General features: G+C 53.9%; 19 protein-coding genes. 8 read left to right on the top strand and 11 right to left on the bottom strand.

From position 1 onward, the window contains the following. Positions 1-88: 88 nt before the first annotated feature. The 3 genes from ACUY4S_RS14040 to ACUY4S_RS14030 form a co-directional block, all read right to left on the bottom strand. The gene (locus ACUY4S_RS14040) at positions 89-1918 is read right to left on the bottom strand and encodes a sensor domain-containing diguanylate cyclase (RefSeq protein WP_312685762.1); all 1830 of its coding nucleotides are present in this window, start codon (positions 1916-1918) and stop codon (positions 89-91) included. Positions 1919-2015: 97 nt separating this feature from the next. Beyond that, on the bottom strand, positions 2016-2069 hold the full coding sequence (locus tag ACUY4S_RS14035) for a hypothetical protein (protein WP_071890698.1): 54 nt from the start codon (positions 2067-2069) through the stop codon (positions 2016-2018). A 118-nt stretch (positions 2070-2187) separates the two neighbouring features. After that, positions 2188-3216, bottom strand: coding sequence for a sensor domain-containing diguanylate cyclase (locus ACUY4S_RS14030; protein WP_458022291.1), 1029 nt, complete (start codon positions 3214-3216; stop codon positions 2188-2190). A 325-nt stretch (positions 3217-3541) separates the two neighbouring features. Between ACUY4S_RS14030 and ACUY4S_RS14025 the strand changes: the two genes are divergently transcribed. Further along, a complete protein-coding gene (locus ACUY4S_RS14025; protein WP_458022346.1) occupies positions 3542-3787 on the top strand; it encodes a putative hemolysin in 246 nt (81 codons plus the stop codon). Between the two features lie 72 nt (positions 3788-3859). Continuing rightward, positions 3860-4165, top strand: coding sequence for a hypothetical protein (locus ACUY4S_RS14020; protein WP_312685767.1), 306 nt, complete (start codon positions 3860-3862; stop codon positions 4163-4165). Here the strand turns inward: ACUY4S_RS14020 and ACUY4S_RS14015 are convergent. Next, complete coding sequence (locus ACUY4S_RS14015; protein ID WP_312685769.1) at positions 4162-4509, bottom strand: DUF488 domain-containing protein; 348 nt, start codon at positions 4507-4509, stop codon at positions 4162-4164. The genes ACUY4S_RS14020 and ACUY4S_RS14015 overlap by 4 nt on opposite strands. Next, entirely contained in the window at positions 4506-4973 is a 468-nt protein-coding gene (locus ACUY4S_RS14010; RefSeq protein WP_458024270.1) for a 2-thiouracil desulfurase family protein, read from the bottom strand. The genes ACUY4S_RS14015 and ACUY4S_RS14010 overlap by 4 nt, the downstream gene beginning before the upstream one ends. Before the next feature lie 191 nt (positions 4974-5164). Between ACUY4S_RS14010 and ACUY4S_RS14005 the strand changes: the two genes are divergently transcribed. After that, positions 5165-5872: a CTP synthase C-terminal region-related (seleno)protein gene (locus ACUY4S_RS14005; RefSeq protein WP_312685772.1), complete on the top strand. Its 708-nt coding sequence runs from the start codon at positions 5165-5167 to the stop codon at positions 5870-5872. A 37-nt stretch (positions 5873-5909) separates the two neighbouring features. On the opposite strand, the gene ACUY4S_RS14000 is transcribed toward ACUY4S_RS14005, so the two are convergent. Further along, positions 5910-7097 carry a CynX/NimT family MFS transporter gene (locus ACUY4S_RS14000; RefSeq protein WP_458022290.1) on the bottom strand — a complete coding sequence of 396 codons (1188 nt, stop codon included), beginning with the start codon at positions 7095-7097 and terminating at the stop codon, positions 5910-5912. A gap of 99 nt (positions 7098-7196) precedes the next feature. On the opposite strand from ACUY4S_RS14000, the gene ACUY4S_RS13995 reads away from it, so the two are divergent. The 5 genes from ACUY4S_RS13995 to ACUY4S_RS13975 all read left to right on the top strand — a co-directional run bounded on the left by ACUY4S_RS13995 (position 7197) and on the right by ACUY4S_RS13975 (position 11274). Continuing rightward, positions 7197-7982, top strand: coding sequence for an AraC family transcriptional regulator (locus ACUY4S_RS13995; protein WP_312685774.1), 786 nt, complete (start codon positions 7197-7199; stop codon positions 7980-7982). Between the two features lie 204 nt (positions 7983-8186). Beyond that, a complete protein-coding gene (locus ACUY4S_RS13990; RefSeq protein ID WP_458022289.1) occupies positions 8187-9011 on the top strand; it encodes an ABC transporter substrate-binding protein in 825 nt (274 codons plus the stop codon). A gap of 1 nt (position 9012) precedes the next feature. Further along, entirely contained in the window at positions 9013-9834 is an 822-nt protein-coding gene (locus ACUY4S_RS13985; protein ID WP_458022288.1) for an amino acid ABC transporter ATP-binding protein, read from the top strand. Next, positions 9834-10592: an amino acid ABC transporter permease gene (locus ACUY4S_RS13980; protein WP_458022287.1), complete on the top strand. Its 759-nt coding sequence runs from the start codon at positions 9834-9836 to the stop codon at positions 10590-10592. The genes ACUY4S_RS13985 and ACUY4S_RS13980 overlap by 1 nt, the downstream gene beginning before the upstream one ends. Further along, positions 10582-11274 (top strand): amino acid ABC transporter permease, encoded by a 693-nt coding sequence (locus ACUY4S_RS13975; RefSeq protein ID WP_458022286.1) that lies wholly within the window; start codon positions 10582-10584, stop codon positions 11272-11274. Before ACUY4S_RS13980 ends, ACUY4S_RS13975 begins: the two co-directional genes overlap by 11 nt. Here the strand turns inward: ACUY4S_RS13975 and ACUY4S_RS13970 are convergent. From ACUY4S_RS13970 to yeaG, 5 genes are all read right to left on the bottom strand, one after another. Next, the gene (locus ACUY4S_RS13970; RefSeq protein ID WP_458022285.1) at positions 11257-11703 is read right to left on the bottom strand and encodes a DUF441 domain-containing protein; all 447 of its coding nucleotides are present in this window, start codon (positions 11701-11703) and stop codon (positions 11257-11259) included. The two genes, ACUY4S_RS13975 and ACUY4S_RS13970, sit on opposite strands and share 18 nt — an antisense overlap. A 164-nt stretch (positions 11704-11867) precedes the next feature. Beyond that, positions 11868-12365 carry a YbaK/prolyl-tRNA synthetase associated domain-containing protein gene (locus ACUY4S_RS13965; RefSeq protein WP_458022284.1) on the bottom strand — a complete coding sequence of 166 codons (498 nt, stop codon included), beginning with the start codon at positions 12363-12365 and terminating at the stop codon, positions 11868-11870. A 123-nt stretch (positions 12366-12488) separates the two neighbouring features. Further along, positions 12489-13163 (bottom strand): class I SAM-dependent methyltransferase, encoded by a 675-nt coding sequence (locus ACUY4S_RS13960; protein ID WP_312685783.1) that lies wholly within the window; start codon positions 13161-13163, stop codon positions 12489-12491. Between the two features lie 231 nt (positions 13164-13394). Next, positions 13395-14678, bottom strand: a complete 1284-nt coding sequence (locus tag ACUY4S_RS13955; RefSeq protein WP_312685785.1) for a YeaH/YhbH family protein — start codon at positions 14676-14678, stop codon at positions 13395-13397. 68 nt (positions 14679-14746) lie between these two features. Beyond that, positions 14747-16681: a protein kinase YeaG gene (gene yeaG, locus ACUY4S_RS13950; RefSeq protein WP_312685786.1), complete on the bottom strand. Its 1935-nt coding sequence runs from the start codon at positions 16679-16681 to the stop codon at positions 14747-14749. Positions 16682-16694: the final 13 nt, after the last annotated feature.

Here is a 16694-nt window from a genome sequence, read left to right as displayed (position 1 = left end):
AACGTATTGATGCAGGTTATAATTCAGAGTTTATGACATTTTCGTGACACTGCCAGACTGCGGCTAAAGACAACAGTCTGGCTAATTTTTAGCGGCTACGAATGGTGCTGATACTGTTGGCTGCTATTTTGGCCAGCAGACGAAAGGGTTTGCTGTCTGCCATCCACTCGGGGATTTCATCCGGCGAAAGGGGCCGGGAAAAAAAATACCCCTGGGCTTCATCGCAGCCGTACTCTTCCAGCATGCGCGCTGTTTCCAGGTCTTCTATCCCTTCGGCCAGCACCACATACTGCAACTCTTTGAGCATCATAATCACGTTGCGGGCGATGATCCGACTGCCAGGATCGGTGGTTACCTGGCTGACCAGCGAACGGTCGAGTTTGATGACATCAATAGGAATGCGGCGTAAGTAGCTGATATTGCTGTAACCTGCGCCAAAGTCATCCAGCAGGATGGTAAAGCCCAGCAGTTTGAGCTTATCCAGCTCTTTCAGTGCCGGATCGCTCTCCAGCACTTTCTCGGTTTCCAGGCATTCAATCCGCACATCGGATGAATACAAGCCGGCAGCAAGCACATCGCGGTGCAACTCTTCGGCAAATCCGGGGCGTGAAAAGTCACTCACCGTGACGTTAATCGAGATCGGTAACAGAATGCCGCGCTGTTTCCATTGGGTGAGTTGTTCGATCACCTTTTTGATCACCCATTGGGTAATGTCCGCCATCAGCGAGGTTTTTTCTGCCAGCGCGACAATCACCGCCGGAGAGATATTGCCCAGTTGCGGGTGTTTCCAGCGCAACAACGCTTCGACACCTTCGGTTTTGCCGGTGCGTAACGAAATTTTTGGCTGGTAAACCAGGTAGAGTTGATTTGGCGACTTAATGGCTTCGCTAAGGTCGTACAACAACTTAAAATCTTTATTGCGTTTGTGGTCGAGGATCGGGTTGAACTGCAGTGCGGGGATATCCTGGCGGATCGCTTCATGCAGGGCGCTGATCCCCTGACGGACGAGTTCCTGAGCGTTATCTTCCCGCGGGGAAAATTTCACATAACCGGCGTGGATCTTCAGATTGATGTCGATATCCCCGGCGACTTTGGCCTGAATGCCGGGTAAACGTTCCGCCCGTTTCACCAGCTTCAGCGCATCGGCAAGATCCACCAGTACAGCGTAGCGCCCGGTGGTAAAGGCATAGAGCATCACTTTTTCTTTCAGCTTCAGCCGTGAACGCAGCAGCGGCCCGAAGCTTTGTACCAGCTTTTCCAGCGCCTCCTGACCGAGATAGCGCGACAGCTCATACGCGCGCGCCATATCGATACAGTCGAAGATCACCAGACCGTAGTCGCCGCCTACGTTGTCGTGTGTCAGTCGCTCCATCTCTTTCATTAAAAACTGCCGGTTAGGCAGTCCGGTCAGCGCATCGACCAAGCCGGAGGCGTAACAGGATTCAAGAAAGATGGCGGCGAGAGAGGCCACTCGATGGAAATTGGTGACCTGCCGCGACGAAGGCACATAGGTTTCCGGGTGGCTAACGCATAATGTGCCGAGGATCACACCATCTTTATTAATCATTGGCGCGGAGGCGTAAAAAAGAATATCGCCGCTTTTTACCAGCGGTTGATAATTAAATCGCTCATCAATACGGGTATCAGAGCAAATAACGGTCTGGCCGCTTTTGAGACAATATTGGCACATCGTTTGCTCGATACAAATTTGGACATGCGCAATCGGAATGTTTTTAACATATTTGATATATTGGTAGTCTTCGTCGAAAGTCGTAATAAAGCATCCGTCGACGCCCATTACTTCGCATGCCAGATTTGCAAATTCAGCAAGGGCAGCATCGCGGGGTTTATCTTCTTTACTCAGCAGCTCCAGTACCGCATGCCGTTTGCTTTCGCTGTTTTTGAGACCAGTGAACATAGCGAGCTCCTGCCCAAATAAATGAGACAACGGTGTTCTGCTCGGATGACGCCATCATATGCACAGGCAGGTAAAACGAAATAAATTTAGCTTAGTATTACCACCAGCCGAATTGGGTTCCGGCAACGGCAACGATCGCCACAATAAGCATAATGATAGTTGTCTTTCTCACGAAAACTCCTTCACTGGCGAGAAACGCCAGTAATCAATTATATAAGAAATAGAAGAAAATGAGATTTTTCTCAAGCTGCTAAATCGCCTGGATCTGCTTAATCGAGGCGCTGAAAGGCTTTTTTTTCTTTATGATTTTTAACCTGGTACATGACTTCGTCTGCTGCACGTAACGCGCCATCAGCATCGGTTTGGTTAGGGTCGATTTGAACAACGCCAACGCTGGCACCAGGGTAAAAAATATGGGTTTTGCCGAGCTGATACTCCCCGGTAATGCGTTTATTGAGGCTCTGACTGAGCGACGCCAGCTCCGGGGTCTGCTGTTCGTCTAAGGGGCCGCCGAGGCAGGCAATCAGAAACTCATCGCCACCCAGACGCCCGGCAATATCGTCTTTACTGCGATCCTGCAGCAACCGCTGTCCGACCTCCACCAGGAAACGATCGCCCGCTTCATGACCGAGCTGGTCGTTGATGACTTTAAAATTATCCAGATCGATAAAGGCGATAATCACATAATTATCGAGATGGCGGGCGAGGGAAAACAGCGTGGACAAATTATCAAAAATCGCCCGTCGATTGGGCAGCCCGGTTAAAACGTCGGTGTAAGAGTGGGCTATCAATGCCGCGTTTGCCTCACGCAACTGCTGCACGAGATGCTCTTTTTCAATGTACTGCGCAATCAGCCCGGCAAACAGGTGCAATACCTGCTCGCCACGCACGCTGAGCGACCGCCTGGCATTACTGGCAGCGCACAGCGTGCCGTACAAAGAGCCGTCAGCCAGACGCACCGGGGTACTTAAATAGGTGGTAATGCCCAGCGCTTTCGCCGCGTCGCAGTCACTCCACATCTCTGCCACGTTATCGCTGTAGGGGCAGCCGTCGTCCAGTGCCCGTTTGCATAAACTGTCGCCCCAGGGCACAGAGAAACCTTCCGGGATCGCCAGTTTTTTACTGTTACGCGAATAAAGGATGTGTTGCAGGCCGGCGTCGTCATCAATTTTGGTTAAGTATGTCGATTCCATCTCCGTTACTATTTCCAGCATTTCCAGCAGCTGGCGAACGAGGCTTTCAAGGGATTGTTCTTTCGAAAGCGTTTCTGAGACACGGGCGAGAATGAAATCTGACATTATCTTATGACTCCAGTGCATGGGGCTGTCATTGCCATACACAACACAGGCGGAAACATTTGGTAAGAATAATTAAAGCATGAACCATAAAAATTTTATATATCAAAGCGGAAAGATGACAACTTCTGGCGGGGAAAAACGAAAAAAAGCCCCGTTGATGAAGCGGGGCAAAAACTCATTGATTACGGAATGATGTTCTCTGGTCATGGGTGAGAACGGGGCTAACTATAGGGAAAGAAAGTGCAGTAAGGATGAAGAAATCATGGAGATGTCTGGTGCTGATGATTATTCTGAAGCGTGCAACCCACTGAATAGAGACCCGATCATGCGTTATTATCTGTTGCTTCTCCCTGTTATCCTCTCTGCCTGTTCCTCCGCCAAACCGGAGGCACCCACGCCGCCGCAGATCGGTAAAGCGAACCCTGCAGCGATGTGGTGTATGCAAAAAGGCGGCCAGCGTGTGCCAGTCCAAAGCCCGCAGGGAGTCCGGACGGAGTGCAAATTGCCGGGTGGTGAAGTGATCGATGAGTGGTCGCTATGGCGACGCGATCATCCTTCAGCAGGATCGTGACAATAGCAGGTTTGCCAGGTTACACTTCTCTTTAAGAATTATCTTATTTTTAACCGACCACACGAGAGAAGTATGTTCCAGTTACGACCGGGCAGCCTGGCGATGATTATCGGTGCCCAAACCGCCAACGGACGGTGCAATATTGGTAAATCCGTTGAGCTGTTCGCGCTGTGTCAGCCCGGAGAGCGTTTCCTTAACCCGGTTAACGGTGTCGTGACCGATATGCCACGCAACGCCGCCCGGGCGTTATGGCTGGTGACTGGCGATGTCACCGCTTTTGATGGTCAGCAAGGTTTCGCCTTTGTGCGTGCGGAACACCTGATGCCTCTGATGCCAGACAGCCTGCCGGAAGATATGCTGGAGCGCGTGCTCGACTAAATCAGCGAGCGCAGCCATTTCGCCAGCACTTCGGCGTGGTTATGTTGTGTATCTTTCGCCGCGTATAACAGTGTGACGGTGCCGTTTTTGCTGCGCGCTGCCAGTATCTGTCCCTCTTCTTTATGCGCGGCCAGCTCCTGCCGATACTGTTCACTGAACGCCTGAAAATCAAGCGTTTCGCCGTGGAATGCTTTCCGCAATTCTGTCGACGGCGCGAGGTTTTTGCTCCAGCCATCGTAGGGCAGGTCGGTTTTTTTTACGCCGCGCGGCCAAAGCCGGTCGACCAGCACCCGGTAACCATCTTCTTTTTTGGCCGTGTCATAAACGCGTTTGCATTGGATCATCGACATTTCTCCCTTTCATTTACCCAGGCCATCAGCGCCGGTAATTGCTGTTCGGAAAAGACGCGGATGCCATGCTGTTGTAACAATGCGGTGGCAACGCCCATTCCCGGCTGGCGCGTGCCGCTAAACGTACCGTTATAAATAGACTGGCTTGCGCAAGTGGGGCTGCCGTCGGTCAGTAACGCCGCGCTGCATCCGGCCTGTTGCGCCGCCCGCAAAGCCAGCCATGCCGCCAGTTGATAATGGGCGGTCACGTCCTGACCGCTATTTTCAATAATTTGCGCCCTGCCACGCATAACATCCGCGCCGTTACCCGCAACAATTTCAGCGGGTAGACGTGGCACCGGAAGCCCTGCGGCGAGTTCCGGGCAATGAATAACCAGTCTGTTTTCCTGCTGCCAGCGTTGCAAAGTTGCCTGTAATGCCGCTTTTTCACTGCCGTTATAACGCACTTTTAAGCCCATCAGGCAGGCGCTGACAAGGATCTTAGTCTGCTGCACGGGTTCCGCCACGGTGATTCACTCCTGTTTACCTGGTTGTTGCTGTCTGCCGCTTTCACAAGCCCCGATTTTAAAGTGTTGTGATTCCATTAAAAGACAACTAATGTGATATTCCTTATGTTACTTATTATCTGCCCCGGCATAAGGACACTTCTATGCAGCACATCCCTCCGAAGAAAACACTGCGCATTGCGTTGATTGGCGACTACAACCATGACGTCGTGGCACATCAGGCGATCCCGCTCGCCATTGACGATGCTGCCGCCGTGCTGGAAATCACCGCCGATTACGACTGGCTGCCAACCCGAGAAATAAACAGTTATGAAGATCTGGTTGGCTACGACGCTATCTGGGTGGTGCCGGGCAGTCCTTATCACAACCCTCGCGGTGCGTTTCTGGCGATTCAGTATGCACGGGAAAATGCGGTGCCGTTCCTTGGCACATGTGGCGGTTTCCAACATACAGTGATTGAATATGCCCGCAATGTGTTGGGCTGGGGCGATGCCGCGCATGCCGAAACCGACAACGAAGGGCGGATGGTGATCTCCGCGCTAAGCTGTGCGCTGGTGGATGAGACCGGCACGATAGAGTTGCGCCCCAATACGCTGATTGCCCGCGCGTATGGACGTGAAATGATCGAAGAGGCCTACCGTTGCAGCTTTGGCGTTTCGCCGGAGTTTGCCCGCGAACTGGAAAGCGGTAATCTTCGCGTGACCGGCTGGGATGAAGACGGCGAAATCCGCGCAGTGGAACTGGTCACGCATCCTTTCTTTGTCGCCACCCTGTTCCAGCATGAGCGTGCGGCGTTGGCCGGGCTACCGGTGCCGTTGGTCCAGGCGATGCTGCGCGCAGCATGTGAATAAAAAAACAGGCCTGCGGGCCTGTTTTTTTAAGTTTGCATTATTCAGCGGTAACGGCTTTATCGCGACCTGCCAACGCTCCACATGCTGCCATAACGGCGGCTAACAGCGCGCATACCAGCAGTGGGATGTGCCAGTCGCCGCTGGCGTCGTGGATTTTCCCCATCAACGGCGGGCCGCAAGCTGCCAGCAGATAACCGACCGATTGCGCCATCCCGGAAAGGGCGGCTGCCTGATGGGCTGAGCGGGCGCGTAGTCCGATAAAGGTCAGTCCGAGAATCATTGTCGCCCCGGATCCGAAACCAAAAACGAGGGTCCACAACATTGCGTGTTCCGGCAACAGCCATAATCCCAGTGCACCGACAGTACACATCAGCGCCATCAACGCAGCAATGCCGCGCTGATCTTTCAGCCGGTGCAGGATCAGCGGCACCAACAACCCCGGCGCGGCGGTGGCCAGTTGCAGAAGACCGTGCAGCGAACCGGCTTGTGCCTCGGTAAAGCCAAGGGTGGTCAGAATCGAGGGCAGCCAGCCGATGACAATGTAGTAAATCAACGAGTTGATACCGAGGAACAGGGTCAGTTGCCAGGCCAGCGCCGATCGCCAGATACCACGGCTGTGCATAGCCCCTGACGAAGTCAGGCTGACACCGGCTCCCTGCCGTAAGTACGGCAGCCACAGCGCGAGCGCCAGCAACGGAAAGATCATCAGCATCAGCAGCGCGCCGTGCCAGCCTGCGCCACTCGCCGCCAGTGGTACGATGACCGCCGAACCGAGTGCCGCCGCCCCGCCCATAGTCAGGGAATAAGCCCCCGTGAGTTTAGCCACATGCCCGGCAAAATCGCGCTTGAGGATGCCAGGCAGCAAAACGTTGCCCAGCGCGATGCCACAGCCAATAACGGCAGTCCCCATAAACAGCAGCGTGGCAGAGGGCAGGGAGCGAAGGGCAATGCCGGCGCAGATCAGCAACATAGCGGCGAACAGGCTGCGCTCCATCCCAAAACGGCGGGCAACGCCTGCCGCCAGCGGGGAAATGAGGGCAAATGCCAGCAGTGGCAGGGTCGTGAGCATGCCAGTTTGCGCAGTAGAAAGCCCGTATTCAGTGCTGATAGCATCAAGTAATGGCGCGGCCCCGGTAAACGTCACGCGCAAGGTGGTGGCAATCATCAGGATCCCGGCAATCATCAGGATCCCTTGTTTGCCTCGGGCTGGAAGACAAGTCGTCATGGGAGTCTCGTGCAATAAAACAGGCGGCTACGATAGCGCTTTTTGTCACTGATTGAATCAAGCTAAAATGACACTTTATCGCTAAATTCGGACAACTTTATGCACGGACTCGGCCTGGGGGGATACGATCCTGATAGCCAGCAAGAAGCGGCGGTGGCTTTCAATATTACTGTCAGTGAAGATGAACAATTGATTCCTGCGCATCATCATCGTAAAGGGCAGCTCATTCTGGCTCTGAAAGGCGCCATCACGTGCGAAGTGGAACATGCACGTTGGATGGTGCCACCACATCATGCGATGTGGCTCCCCGGAAGCGTGCCCCATAGCAACCGGGCAACGGCAAACGCGCAACTCTTTTTCCTGTTTATTGAGCCATGGGCGGTGGTGATGCCAGAGCACTGCTGCACGCTGAAAATTTCCCCGCTGGTACGTGAGTTGATTGTCTCCCTGGCGACCCGCACGCCTGCGCAGCGGCGTCAGCCCGCCACGCAGCGACTGGTACAGGTGCTGTTCGATGAGTTGCCGGGGCAGCCACAAATGCAGTTGCAATTGCCGGTTCCGGCACACGGCAAAATCCGCCAGATGGTCGACAGTATGGAACGGGATCCCGCCGCGCGGCAGACGTTAGCGCAATGGGCGCACACATTCGCCATGAGCGAACGCAATCTGGCGCGGCTGGTGGTTAAAGAGACCGGACTGAGTTTTCGCCGCTGGCGACAACAGATGCAACTGATCCTCGCGTTACGGCTGTTGATAGACGGCAAGCCGGTTCAGCAGATAGCCCATACGCTGGGTTACGACTCCACCACGGCATTTATCACCATGTTTAAAAAGGGGCTCGGGCAAACGCCGGGGCGCTATCTGGCAACGCTCGGCGAGGCGTAAAATATTCTGCTGCCTAATCCCTTGTTTATCTGTGGATTAAACGGTTTTCTGCTAACAGCTGCCTGGAGATAAGACGTTCGTATGGGGGGCGGGTTTTTAATAACTTTTTCAGATAATCAATACACTTTTTGATATTTGTCTGCGGGTAAAGGTTATGTGAATTTAGCGCTGCAATTCACACAATAACAAGGCTTAAGGATCAGCATGGCAACCTCATTACATACTCAAAAAATAACCACAGTCGGTGCGCTGGCGCTGCTTTCTGCACTCTCTTTCTCCGCCCATGCGGATAAACTGGCGGACATCAAAGCCGCAGGCGTGGTGAAAGTCGCCACCTTTGATGCCAACCCGCCTTTTGGCGCGGTGGATCCTAAATCTCACGACATCGTCGGCTATGACGTTGATTTCGCCAAAGCGCTGGCTAAAAGCCTGGGCGTTAAACTGCAACTGGTCGCCACGAACCCGGCTAACCGCATTCCTCTGCTGCAATCTGGTAAGGTAGATCTGATTGTTGCGGATATCACCATCACGCCGGAACGCGCACAGGTTATTGACTTCTCCACGCCTTATTTTGTAACCGGACAGCAGTTCCTGGTGCCTTCTACGGCGGCAGATAAACTGGATGCCTTCAGCAAAGCGCGCATTGGTGCGGTGAAAGGCACCACCGGCGAGCAGGCGCTGCATCAGCGTTTCCCGCAGGCTCGCGTACTGGCGTATGACGATATCCCACTGGCACTGACTGCACTGCGTAACGGTAATGTGCAGGCGATCACTCAGGACAGTACCATCCTGGCTGGCCTGCTGGCGGAAGCGCCAGATAAAGCCAAATTCAAAATCCTGCCGGACCTGCTGTCGAAAGAAGAGATTGGTGTTGGTGTCAGCAAAGGCGAACCGGCGCTGTTGAAAGCCGTGAATGATGAGCTGGTAAACCTTGAGAAAAATGGCGAAGCCGCGAAAATCTACGACACCTGGTTTGGTCCGCAGACCAAAACTCCGGCCCCGCGCAGCTTTACAATAGAAGCGAAGTAATATGTTGGCAGGTCTGTTCTCCGCCTCTGTGGCTGATGCCACGGAGGCGTTGTCCCTGGAAAAGGGCACGGTCACGTTTCGCGGTGTGAATAAGCGCTACGGCGATAATACCGTGTTAAAGCATATTGATTTGCACGTCGCAGCCGGTGAGGTGCTGGCGGTTTGCGGGCCTTCCGGGTCCGGTAAATCAACACTGATCCGGTTGATAAATCAACTGGAAACACTGAGCGGCGGCGAGATCTTTGTTGATGGTCAGCCGACTCGCCAGCTAACCGGACGCGGGCTGCGTGAACTGCGTCGTCACGTCGGGTTTGTCTTTCAGCAATTCAACCTGTATGCCCACCTGACGGCGCTGGACAATATCACCCTTGCGCTACGGCATATTCACGGTAAAAGCGCTGCCCAGGCGCAGGAAATCGCGCTGGCGCTGCTGGCGCGCGTCGGTTTGCAGGATAAAGCGCACCATTACCCCTCTCAACTCTCTGGCGGTCAGCAGCAGCGGGTGGCGATTGCCCGCACGCTGGCGGCGGACCCGCATATCATTCTCTTTGATGAACCCACTTCCGCGCTGGATCCGGAAATGATTGGGGAAGTGTTGCAGGTGATGAAATCGCTCGCCCATAGTGGTATCACGCTGATTGTTGTCACGCATGAGATGCAATTCGCCCGCGAGATTGCCGACAGGGTTATTTTTATTGATGGCGGCGAAATCCTTGAGCAGGCCGCCCCTGCGCAGTTCTTCTCTGCACCACAGCACCCGCGTGCGCAACGTTTTCTGCAGAAGGTGCTTAACCCGCTGCATGCAGAGAGCAAGGAGTTGTAATGGCGCTGCATCTCGACTGGGCAGGCGTGATGACCGGCCAGCCTGCGCAATGGATCACGTCTGGCTTTCTGACCACTGTCTGGGTGACGGTCGCCGGAATGGTACTGGCCACCGTATTGACCGTGTTGCTGCTGGCGCTGCGGCTTGCGGGGGGAAGCGTTGGGCGAAGCGTAGTTGCTGTGTGGGTGTCGTTGTTTCGCAATACCCCTCTGCTGGTACAACTGCTGTTCTGGTACTTTGCCGCCTGGAATCTGTTGCCGCAGAGCTTCCGCCAGTATGTCAATGACGATCATGCGTTCAGCATCCTGCCGGGCGATGTCTGGTGGTTTACACCGGAGTTTCTCTCGTCTGCGTGGGCGTTGGGGCTGTTTACCGCTGCATTTTTGGTAGAAGAGATCCAGGCCGGACTGCTGGCGGTGCCAAAGGGGCAAATTGAAGCGGCGCAGTCACAGGGCTTCAGTCAGTTAGCGCTGTTTCGCTGGGTGTTGTTGCCGCAGGGGCTGCACAACGCCTGGCAGCCGGTCGTGGGGCAATATCTTAACCTGATGAAGCTGTCGTCGCTGGCAACCGGCATTGGTTTTGCCGAACTGACCTATCAGACCCGACAAATTGAGAGTTATAACGCCCACGCGCTGGAAGCCTTTGCTGTGGGGAGTGTGCTCTATCTGGCGCTTGGGCTGGTAATGAGTTTGCTGTTCAATCTGCCGCGCCAGTGGCGCGCATTGCGTCGTGCACCGGAGGCCCAGCGTGATCGCTAACATAACGGTGATTACCGATAATCTCGACTATCTGCTTTGGGGCCGTGCGGCGCAGGGCGAAGTGGGCGGGGTGCTGCTCTCGCTATTGATGACGTGTGGGGCAGCGGTTCTGGCCTTTCCGGGCGGCATTGTGCTGGCTTGCCTGGCCTGGCGTTTTAACGGCTGGCCGCGGAAGCTGCTGTTTATTTGGGCAGAGTTGATCCGCGGTATTCCGCTGATTTTCGTTATCTTCTGGCTGTGGTTTTTACTGCCCTGGCTGACAGGGGCTGACCTGCCGGGGGCGCTGACTGTGACGCTGGCGCTGGCGTGGTTTACCTCGGCAGCGGTGATGTACTCGACGCTGGCGGCCCTGGGGGCGTTACCCAAAGGGCAATATGAAGCCGCCCTCAGTAGCGGGTTCGGCAGCGTCGCCATCCTGCGGCGGGTATTATTACCGCAGGCGCTGCGTAATGCATTGCCGTCATATGTCGGGTTGTTGATCGCGCTGCTAAAAGACACGTCACTGGCGTTTATTGTGAACGTGCCTGAGCTGACCACCGTTGCCGGGCAGGTGAATAACCGGGTGCAGGTTTACCCGGCGGCGCTGTTTATTTTTACCGGGTTAGTCTATTACCTGCTGTGTAGCGCGCTGGAATTTGCGGTAAAACGCAGACAGCGACGTTATTCACTGCCGGCCAATTAGCAGCGACACCAGCCCCGCCGCAATCAGTGGCCCGACCGGTACACCCCGGAACAGGGCCACCCCTAAAACGGTTCCCACCAGTAAGCCCGCCACCAGTGAGGGCTGCGAACTCATCAGCGTCACACCGCGCCCGCCCAACCAGGAGACAAAAACGCCAACTGCAATGGCAACCAGTGATTTCCAGTTTACAAACGAGTGTAACAGCGTGGACGGCGGAAGCGATCCGCTGGCAATCGGTGCCATCACGCCGATGGTCAGAATAATAATGCCAATCGTCAGCCCCTGTTTTTCGATCCACGGGAAAAAGGTGTTCAACGGGGTGATACGGACAATGATCAACACCATAATCGACACGGCGACGGTGGTGTTGTGACTGACAAAACCGAGTGCTGCCAGCGCCAGCAAAATAAACAGGGTGGTATCAAACATGCAGGGATTCCTTGCCAAAAATGAAACCCGTTTACTTTACGCGTAAACACGTGACAGGGCAGGCTTTTTCATACCAGCAGTGAAGATTCAGGCAATTGCCAGAACCGCTAATAATCCTCGTTCATGAGGTGGTGCAGGCAATGACCGGGGGCCCGGTCACTGCGTTACTGCCGGCGAAAGTCCACCAGTTCCGGCTGAGCAATACGCAGGTAGTCGCGGGTGCTCATGATCACGGACTTTTCCAGTAACCCCGCATTGAAGGCAATGTCGTCGAAACGCTCAAACAGCACGGGATCGGCGACCAGTTGCAGTTCCGGGTGGAAGGAAAAGGGTGGGATGGCGCCAAAGACGCAGGCGGTTAACTGCTCCACTTCCGCCGGGCTTGCCAGCGAGGCTTTCAGCCCGCCAAAATGTTGCGCCAGACGGGAGAGATCCGCCTGCAGATCGGCGGCAAGAATGGCCAGCACATGTTTTTTTACGCCATTGCCTTTGATCTTACAGACCAGCGCCTTCGCGCCCTGGCCGAGAGCAGTTCCGCGAATTTCGCTCACGGCTTCGCATTTGCCAACAGCATCATGCTCGACGACCTGAAAACGCGCGTGCAGCTGCTCAAGAAGGGTAAGCAGATGCTGGTGGACGTTGCGGCTGGCTATTTCTGACATGATCGCTCCGGTGCAGTGAAAGAAATTAAGCATAACCCACTGACCAGACGATGAAAATAAAAAAGCCGCCTGGTCAGGCGGCAAAAAATACAAGCACTACAAACAACGCTTTGTGTGTACTGTTTATTTCTTTTGCAACAGGTAGCTGTTTTCAAAGCCCGGAACGCTACCAATAACATCGAACCCGTTAAAGAACCCCCCTGCACGCAGCAGATCGACAGCCGGGCCGACTTCCGGAGAGTATTGATGATCGCGGTAATCATCAAACACAATAAATCCACCGCTGATCACCGTCGGTGAATAGAGCAGGAAGTCAGTCAACACGTGCTGTTTCAGGTGACCACCGTCAATGTGCAGCAAAATGGTTTTTGGCGAGAGCTGCATAACGCGGTCAATGCTGCGCTCGGAATAGCCACGCACCAGATTAACTTCCGGGAAAATGTGTTGGTGGTAGAAACCCAGCTCCAGAGGCTGGTTAGTCAGTTCCATAGGATCGATACTGATGATCCGGCGCTGACGGTTGCAAATTTCATTCATAAAGGCGCTGGATTTGCCCTTCCAGACGCCGATTTCAATAATATCGCCTTCCGCGCCGGAGTTAGTGATTAACCAGCACAGATAGCCCAGCAACTTGACATGATCGTGGAACGAGAGTTCCCGACGGGGCATGGCCATTTCTGGAGGTAAAATCAATTGCGTCTGTGCGAAGGTTTCTCCTAAATCATCCCAGATGGCATCGATGTACTGCTTCATTTCTGCATCACGGGTGAAGACCTTCAAGTCCTCGAGATCAAGCATGCTCATATATCCTGTCTAGTGTTCAACAACTGCCGCGCCACGCTGCATTCGGCTGGGTATGGTTAAAATGTGCCATATTAATTTTTGCGCAAGGGGACAAATAGCTGCCCTTTTGTAGGGCATTTCAGGCATTAGCCCGAAAATGGCGGCATTTTTGCGGGAAAGGTCACAAAAGAGGGCGATTCTGAAGAGAAAAAGCCGGAAAACACGTTTCCGGCTGGGGCAGTGCATTCAGGCACCTGAATTGGCGCTTTGCTTGTGAAAAAGCTCCCGGAATACCGGGTATATGTCTTCCTGATCGCGGATATGTTGAATGGCAAAATTATCAAACATCGTTTGCAGGTGCTCGTACTCGCGCCACAGTGTCTGATGCGCGCGACGGGTGATTTCGATATAGCTGTAGTAACGCACCACCGGCAGGATTTTCTTCGCCAGCAGTTCGTGGCACAGCGGTGAGTCATCGGCCCAGTTATCACCATCCGAGGCCTGCGCGGCATAAATGTTCCATTGCGCCGGGTCATAACGCTCTTTCACCACTTCATCCATCAATTTGAGCGCGCTGGAAACAATCGTCCCGCCGGTTTCCTGCGAGTAAAAGAACTCGTGCTCATCCACTTCCTTCGCCTGCGTATGATGGCGAATATAAACCACTTCAACGTTTTTATACGTCCGGCTCAGGAACAAATAGAGGAGAATATAAAACCGTTTGGCCATATCTTTCGTGGCCTGATCCATCGATCCGGACACGTCCATCAGACAGAACATCACCGCCTGGCTGGAAGGCTCGGGGCGTTTTTCGTAATTTTTGTAACGTAAATCAAAGGTGTCGATAAACGGCACGCGCTCAATTTTAGCTCGCAACTCCGCAATCTCTTTACGTAAACGCTCCTCTTCCAGCAACTGCACTGGCTCGCTGTTGGCGACCGTCTCCAGGCTCTCCTCCAGCTCGCGTAACTCGCGGCGTTTGCCCGCAGTCATGGCGGTACGACGGGCAAGCGAGTTTTGCAGTGATCGCACGACGCTGATATTTGCTGGTACGCCGTTGGCGGTATAGCCCGCTCGGTGAGTTTTAAACTCGTTCATCTGCCGTTGCTGATTTTTCTTCAGATTCGGCAGCGCCAGGTCTTCAAACAGCAAATCGAGATATTCATCTTTGGAGATCTGGAAAACAAACTCATCCTGGCCTTCACCGTCCTGGCTGGCTTCGCCCTGACCGCTACCGCCACCACCGCCGCCGCCCTGTGGGCGTTCGATACGGTCGTTTTGGACAAAATGATCGTTTCCCGGATGCACGCGATGGCGCAGGCCGCCGCGCCCCTGATGGAACATCGGTTCGCTAATATCTTCCGTGGGAATAGAGACGGACTCGCCGTTCTCCACGTCAGTCACCGAGCGCTTATTGATCGCCTCAGAGATCGACTGTTTTATTTGCGCTTTATAACGGCGTAAAAAACGCTGACGGTTAACCGTACTTTTGTTTTTGCCGTTAAGACGCCGGTCAATGAACCAGGTCATAGTTCCCTCCCGCTGCGTATGCCAACTCTGTCGCAGGGCCGCGCACGTGGCGCGGCCTGGTCGCTTTGTTATGATGATTTACGTACACGCAGATACCATTCGCAGAGCAGACGAACCTGCTTGCGGGTGTAGCCTTTTTCCATCATACGATCGACAAAGTCGTCATGTTTTTTCTGCTCGTCGGTTGAGGTTTTGGCGTTAAACGAAATCACCGGCAACAACTCTTCGGTGTTCGAGAACATTTTTTTCTCGATAACCGTGCGCAGTTTTTCGTAACTGGTCCAGTTCGGATTGCGGCCATTATTATTCGCTCTGGCACGTAACACAAAATTGACGATTTCATTACGGAAGTCTTTCGGGTTGCTGATCCCGGCGGGCTTCTCGATTTTTTCCAGTTCCGCATTCAGCGATTCACGGTCAAACAGCTGGCCGGTATCCGGGTCGCGGTACTCCTGATCCTGGATCCAGAAATCCGCATAGGTGACATAACGATCGAAAATGTTCTGCCCGTATTCGGAATAGGATTCAAGGTAGGCGGTCTGGATCTCTTTGCCGATGAACTCGGCATATTTCGGGATCAGGTAGCCTTTCAGGAACTCGAGGTAACGTTCAGCCTGCTCCTGCGGGAACTGTTCACGTTCGATTTGTTGCTCCAGTACGTAGAACAGGTGTACCGGGTTCGCTGCCACTTCGACATGATCAAAGTTGAAGACGCGTGAAAGGATCTTAAAGGCGAAACGTGTCGACAACCCGTTCATCCCTTCGTCCACGCCAGCATAATCGCGGTACTCCTGGTACGACTTGGCTTTTGGATCGGTATCTTTAAGGCTTTCGCCATCATAGACCCGCATTTTCGAGTATACGCTGGAGTTTTCCGGCTCTTTCAAACGCGAAAGAATGGAGAAGCGGGCCAGGGTTTCCAGGGTTCCCGGCGCGCAGGGCGCGTGGGACAACTCAGAGTGGTTGAGCAGTTTCTCGTAAATTTTGATCTCTTCAGAGATGCGTAAGCAATAGGGCACTTTGACGATATAGACACGGTCAAGAAATGCCTCATTGTTTTTGTTATTACGGAATTGCACCCATTCCGATTCGTTGGAGTGAGCGAGGATAATGCCGTTAAAGGGCAGGGCGGAGATGCCCTCGGTACCGTTGTAGTTCCCTTCCTGTGTGGCGGTCAGCAGTGGGTGGAGCACCTTAATCGGTGCTTTGAACATTTCCACGAACTCCATGATCCCCTGATTCGCGCGGCACAGTGCGCCCGAGTAACCGTAGGCATCAGGATCGTTTTGCGCATGGTTCTCCAGCTTACGAATGTCTACTTTACCCACCAGCGCGGAGATATCCTGGTTGTTCTCGTCACCCGGTTCGGTTTTGGCAATGGCGACTTGTTCCAGAATCGACGGCCACACTTTCACCACGCGGAATTTACTGATGTCGCCGCCAAAGTCATGCAGGCGCTTGGCGGCCCACGGCGACATAATGGTACCGAGATAGCGGCGCGGTACGCTGTACTCTTTTTCCAGTATTTGCGCGTCTTCTTGCGGGTTAAACAGGCACAACGGGTGGTCATTTACCGGGCTGCGTTCGCCATTGGCGCTGAGCACATAGATAGGGACCCGCTGCATCAGTGATTTCAGGCGCTCCGCGAGGGACGATTTACCACCGCCCACCGGGCCGAGCAGATAAAGGATCTGTTTCTTCTCTTCCAGGCCCTGTGCGGCGTGTTTGAGGTAAGAAACGATTTGCTCGATAGCCTCTTCCATACCATAGAACTCTTCAAATGCCGGGTAGCGTCCAATCACCCGGTTCGAAAAGAGACGGGAAAGCCGTGGCTCCTGGGCAGTGTCGACCATCACTGGCTCACCTATGGCCATCAATAGCCTTTCTGCCGCGTTAGCATAGGCACTGCGATCTTGCTTACAGATTGCAAGAAACTCCTGCAGTGTGAACTCTTCGTCCTTGGCAGCTTCATAGCGCTGGCGATAGTGATCGAATATATTCATGGCATGCCGTCCT

This window comes from Kosakonia beeri, from assembly GCF_054165705.1.
The sequence above is the reverse complement of the archived record's forward strand: the minus strand, read 5'-3'. Positions and strand labels throughout refer to the sequence as shown.

Excerpts from the sequence above, each read along its gene's own strand:
- ACUY4S_RS13990 (WP_458022289.1), top strand. The coding sequence starts at position 8,187 with ATGGCAACCTCATTACATACTCAAAAAATAACCACAGTCGGTGCGCTG.
- ACUY4S_RS14005 (WP_312685772.1), top strand. The coding sequence starts at position 5,165 with ATGCAGCACATCCCTCCGAAGAAAACACTGCGCATTGCGTTGATTGGC.
- ACUY4S_RS14015 (WP_312685769.1), bottom strand. The coding sequence starts at position 4,509 with ATGATCCAATGCAAACGCGTTTATGACACGGCCAAAAAAGAAGATGGT.
- ACUY4S_RS14040 (WP_312685762.1), bottom strand. The coding sequence starts at position 1,918 with ATGTTCACTGGTCTCAAAAACAGCGAAAGCAAACGGCATGCGGTACTG.
- ACUY4S_RS13965 (WP_458022284.1), bottom strand. The coding sequence starts at position 12,365 with ATGTCAGAAATAGCCAGCCGCAACGTCCACCAGCATCTGCTTACCCTT.
- yeaG (WP_312685786.1), bottom strand. The coding sequence starts at position 16,681 with ATGAATATATTCGATCACTATCGCCAGCGCTATGAAGCTGCCAAGGAC.
- ACUY4S_RS13970 (WP_458022285.1), bottom strand. The coding sequence starts at position 11,703 with ATGTTTGATACCACCCTGTTTATTTTGCTGGCGCTGGCAGCACTCGGT.
- ACUY4S_RS14010 (WP_458024270.1), bottom strand. The coding sequence starts at position 4,973 with ATGGGCTTAAAAGTGCGTTATAACGGCAGTGAAAAAGCGGCATTACAG.
- ACUY4S_RS14000 (WP_458022290.1), bottom strand. The coding sequence starts at position 7,097 with ATGACGACTTGTCTTCCAGCCCGAGGCAAACAAGGGATCCTGATGATT.
- ACUY4S_RS14025 (WP_458022346.1), top strand. The coding sequence starts at position 3,542 with ATGCGTTATTATCTGTTGCTTCTCCCTGTTATCCTCTCTGCCTGTTCC.
- ACUY4S_RS13980 (WP_458022287.1), top strand. The coding sequence starts at position 9,834 with ATGGCGCTGCATCTCGACTGGGCAGGCGTGATGACCGGCCAGCCTGCG.
- ACUY4S_RS13955 (WP_312685785.1), bottom strand. The coding sequence starts at position 14,678 with ATGACCTGGTTCATTGACCGGCGTCTTAACGGCAAAAACAAAAGTACG.
- ACUY4S_RS13995 (WP_312685774.1), top strand. The coding sequence starts at position 7,197 with ATGCACGGACTCGGCCTGGGGGGATACGATCCTGATAGCCAGCAAGAA.
- ACUY4S_RS14020 (WP_312685767.1), top strand. The coding sequence starts at position 3,860 with ATGTTCCAGTTACGACCGGGCAGCCTGGCGATGATTATCGGTGCCCAA.
- ACUY4S_RS14030 (WP_458022291.1), bottom strand. The coding sequence starts at position 3,216 with ATGTCAGATTTCATTCTCGCCCGTGTCTCAGAAACGCTTTCGAAAGAA.
- ACUY4S_RS13985 (WP_458022288.1), top strand. The coding sequence starts at position 9,013 with ATGTTGGCAGGTCTGTTCTCCGCCTCTGTGGCTGATGCCACGGAGGCG.
- ACUY4S_RS13960 (WP_312685783.1), bottom strand. The coding sequence starts at position 13,163 with ATGCTTGATCTCGAGGACTTGAAGGTCTTCACCCGTGATGCAGAAATG.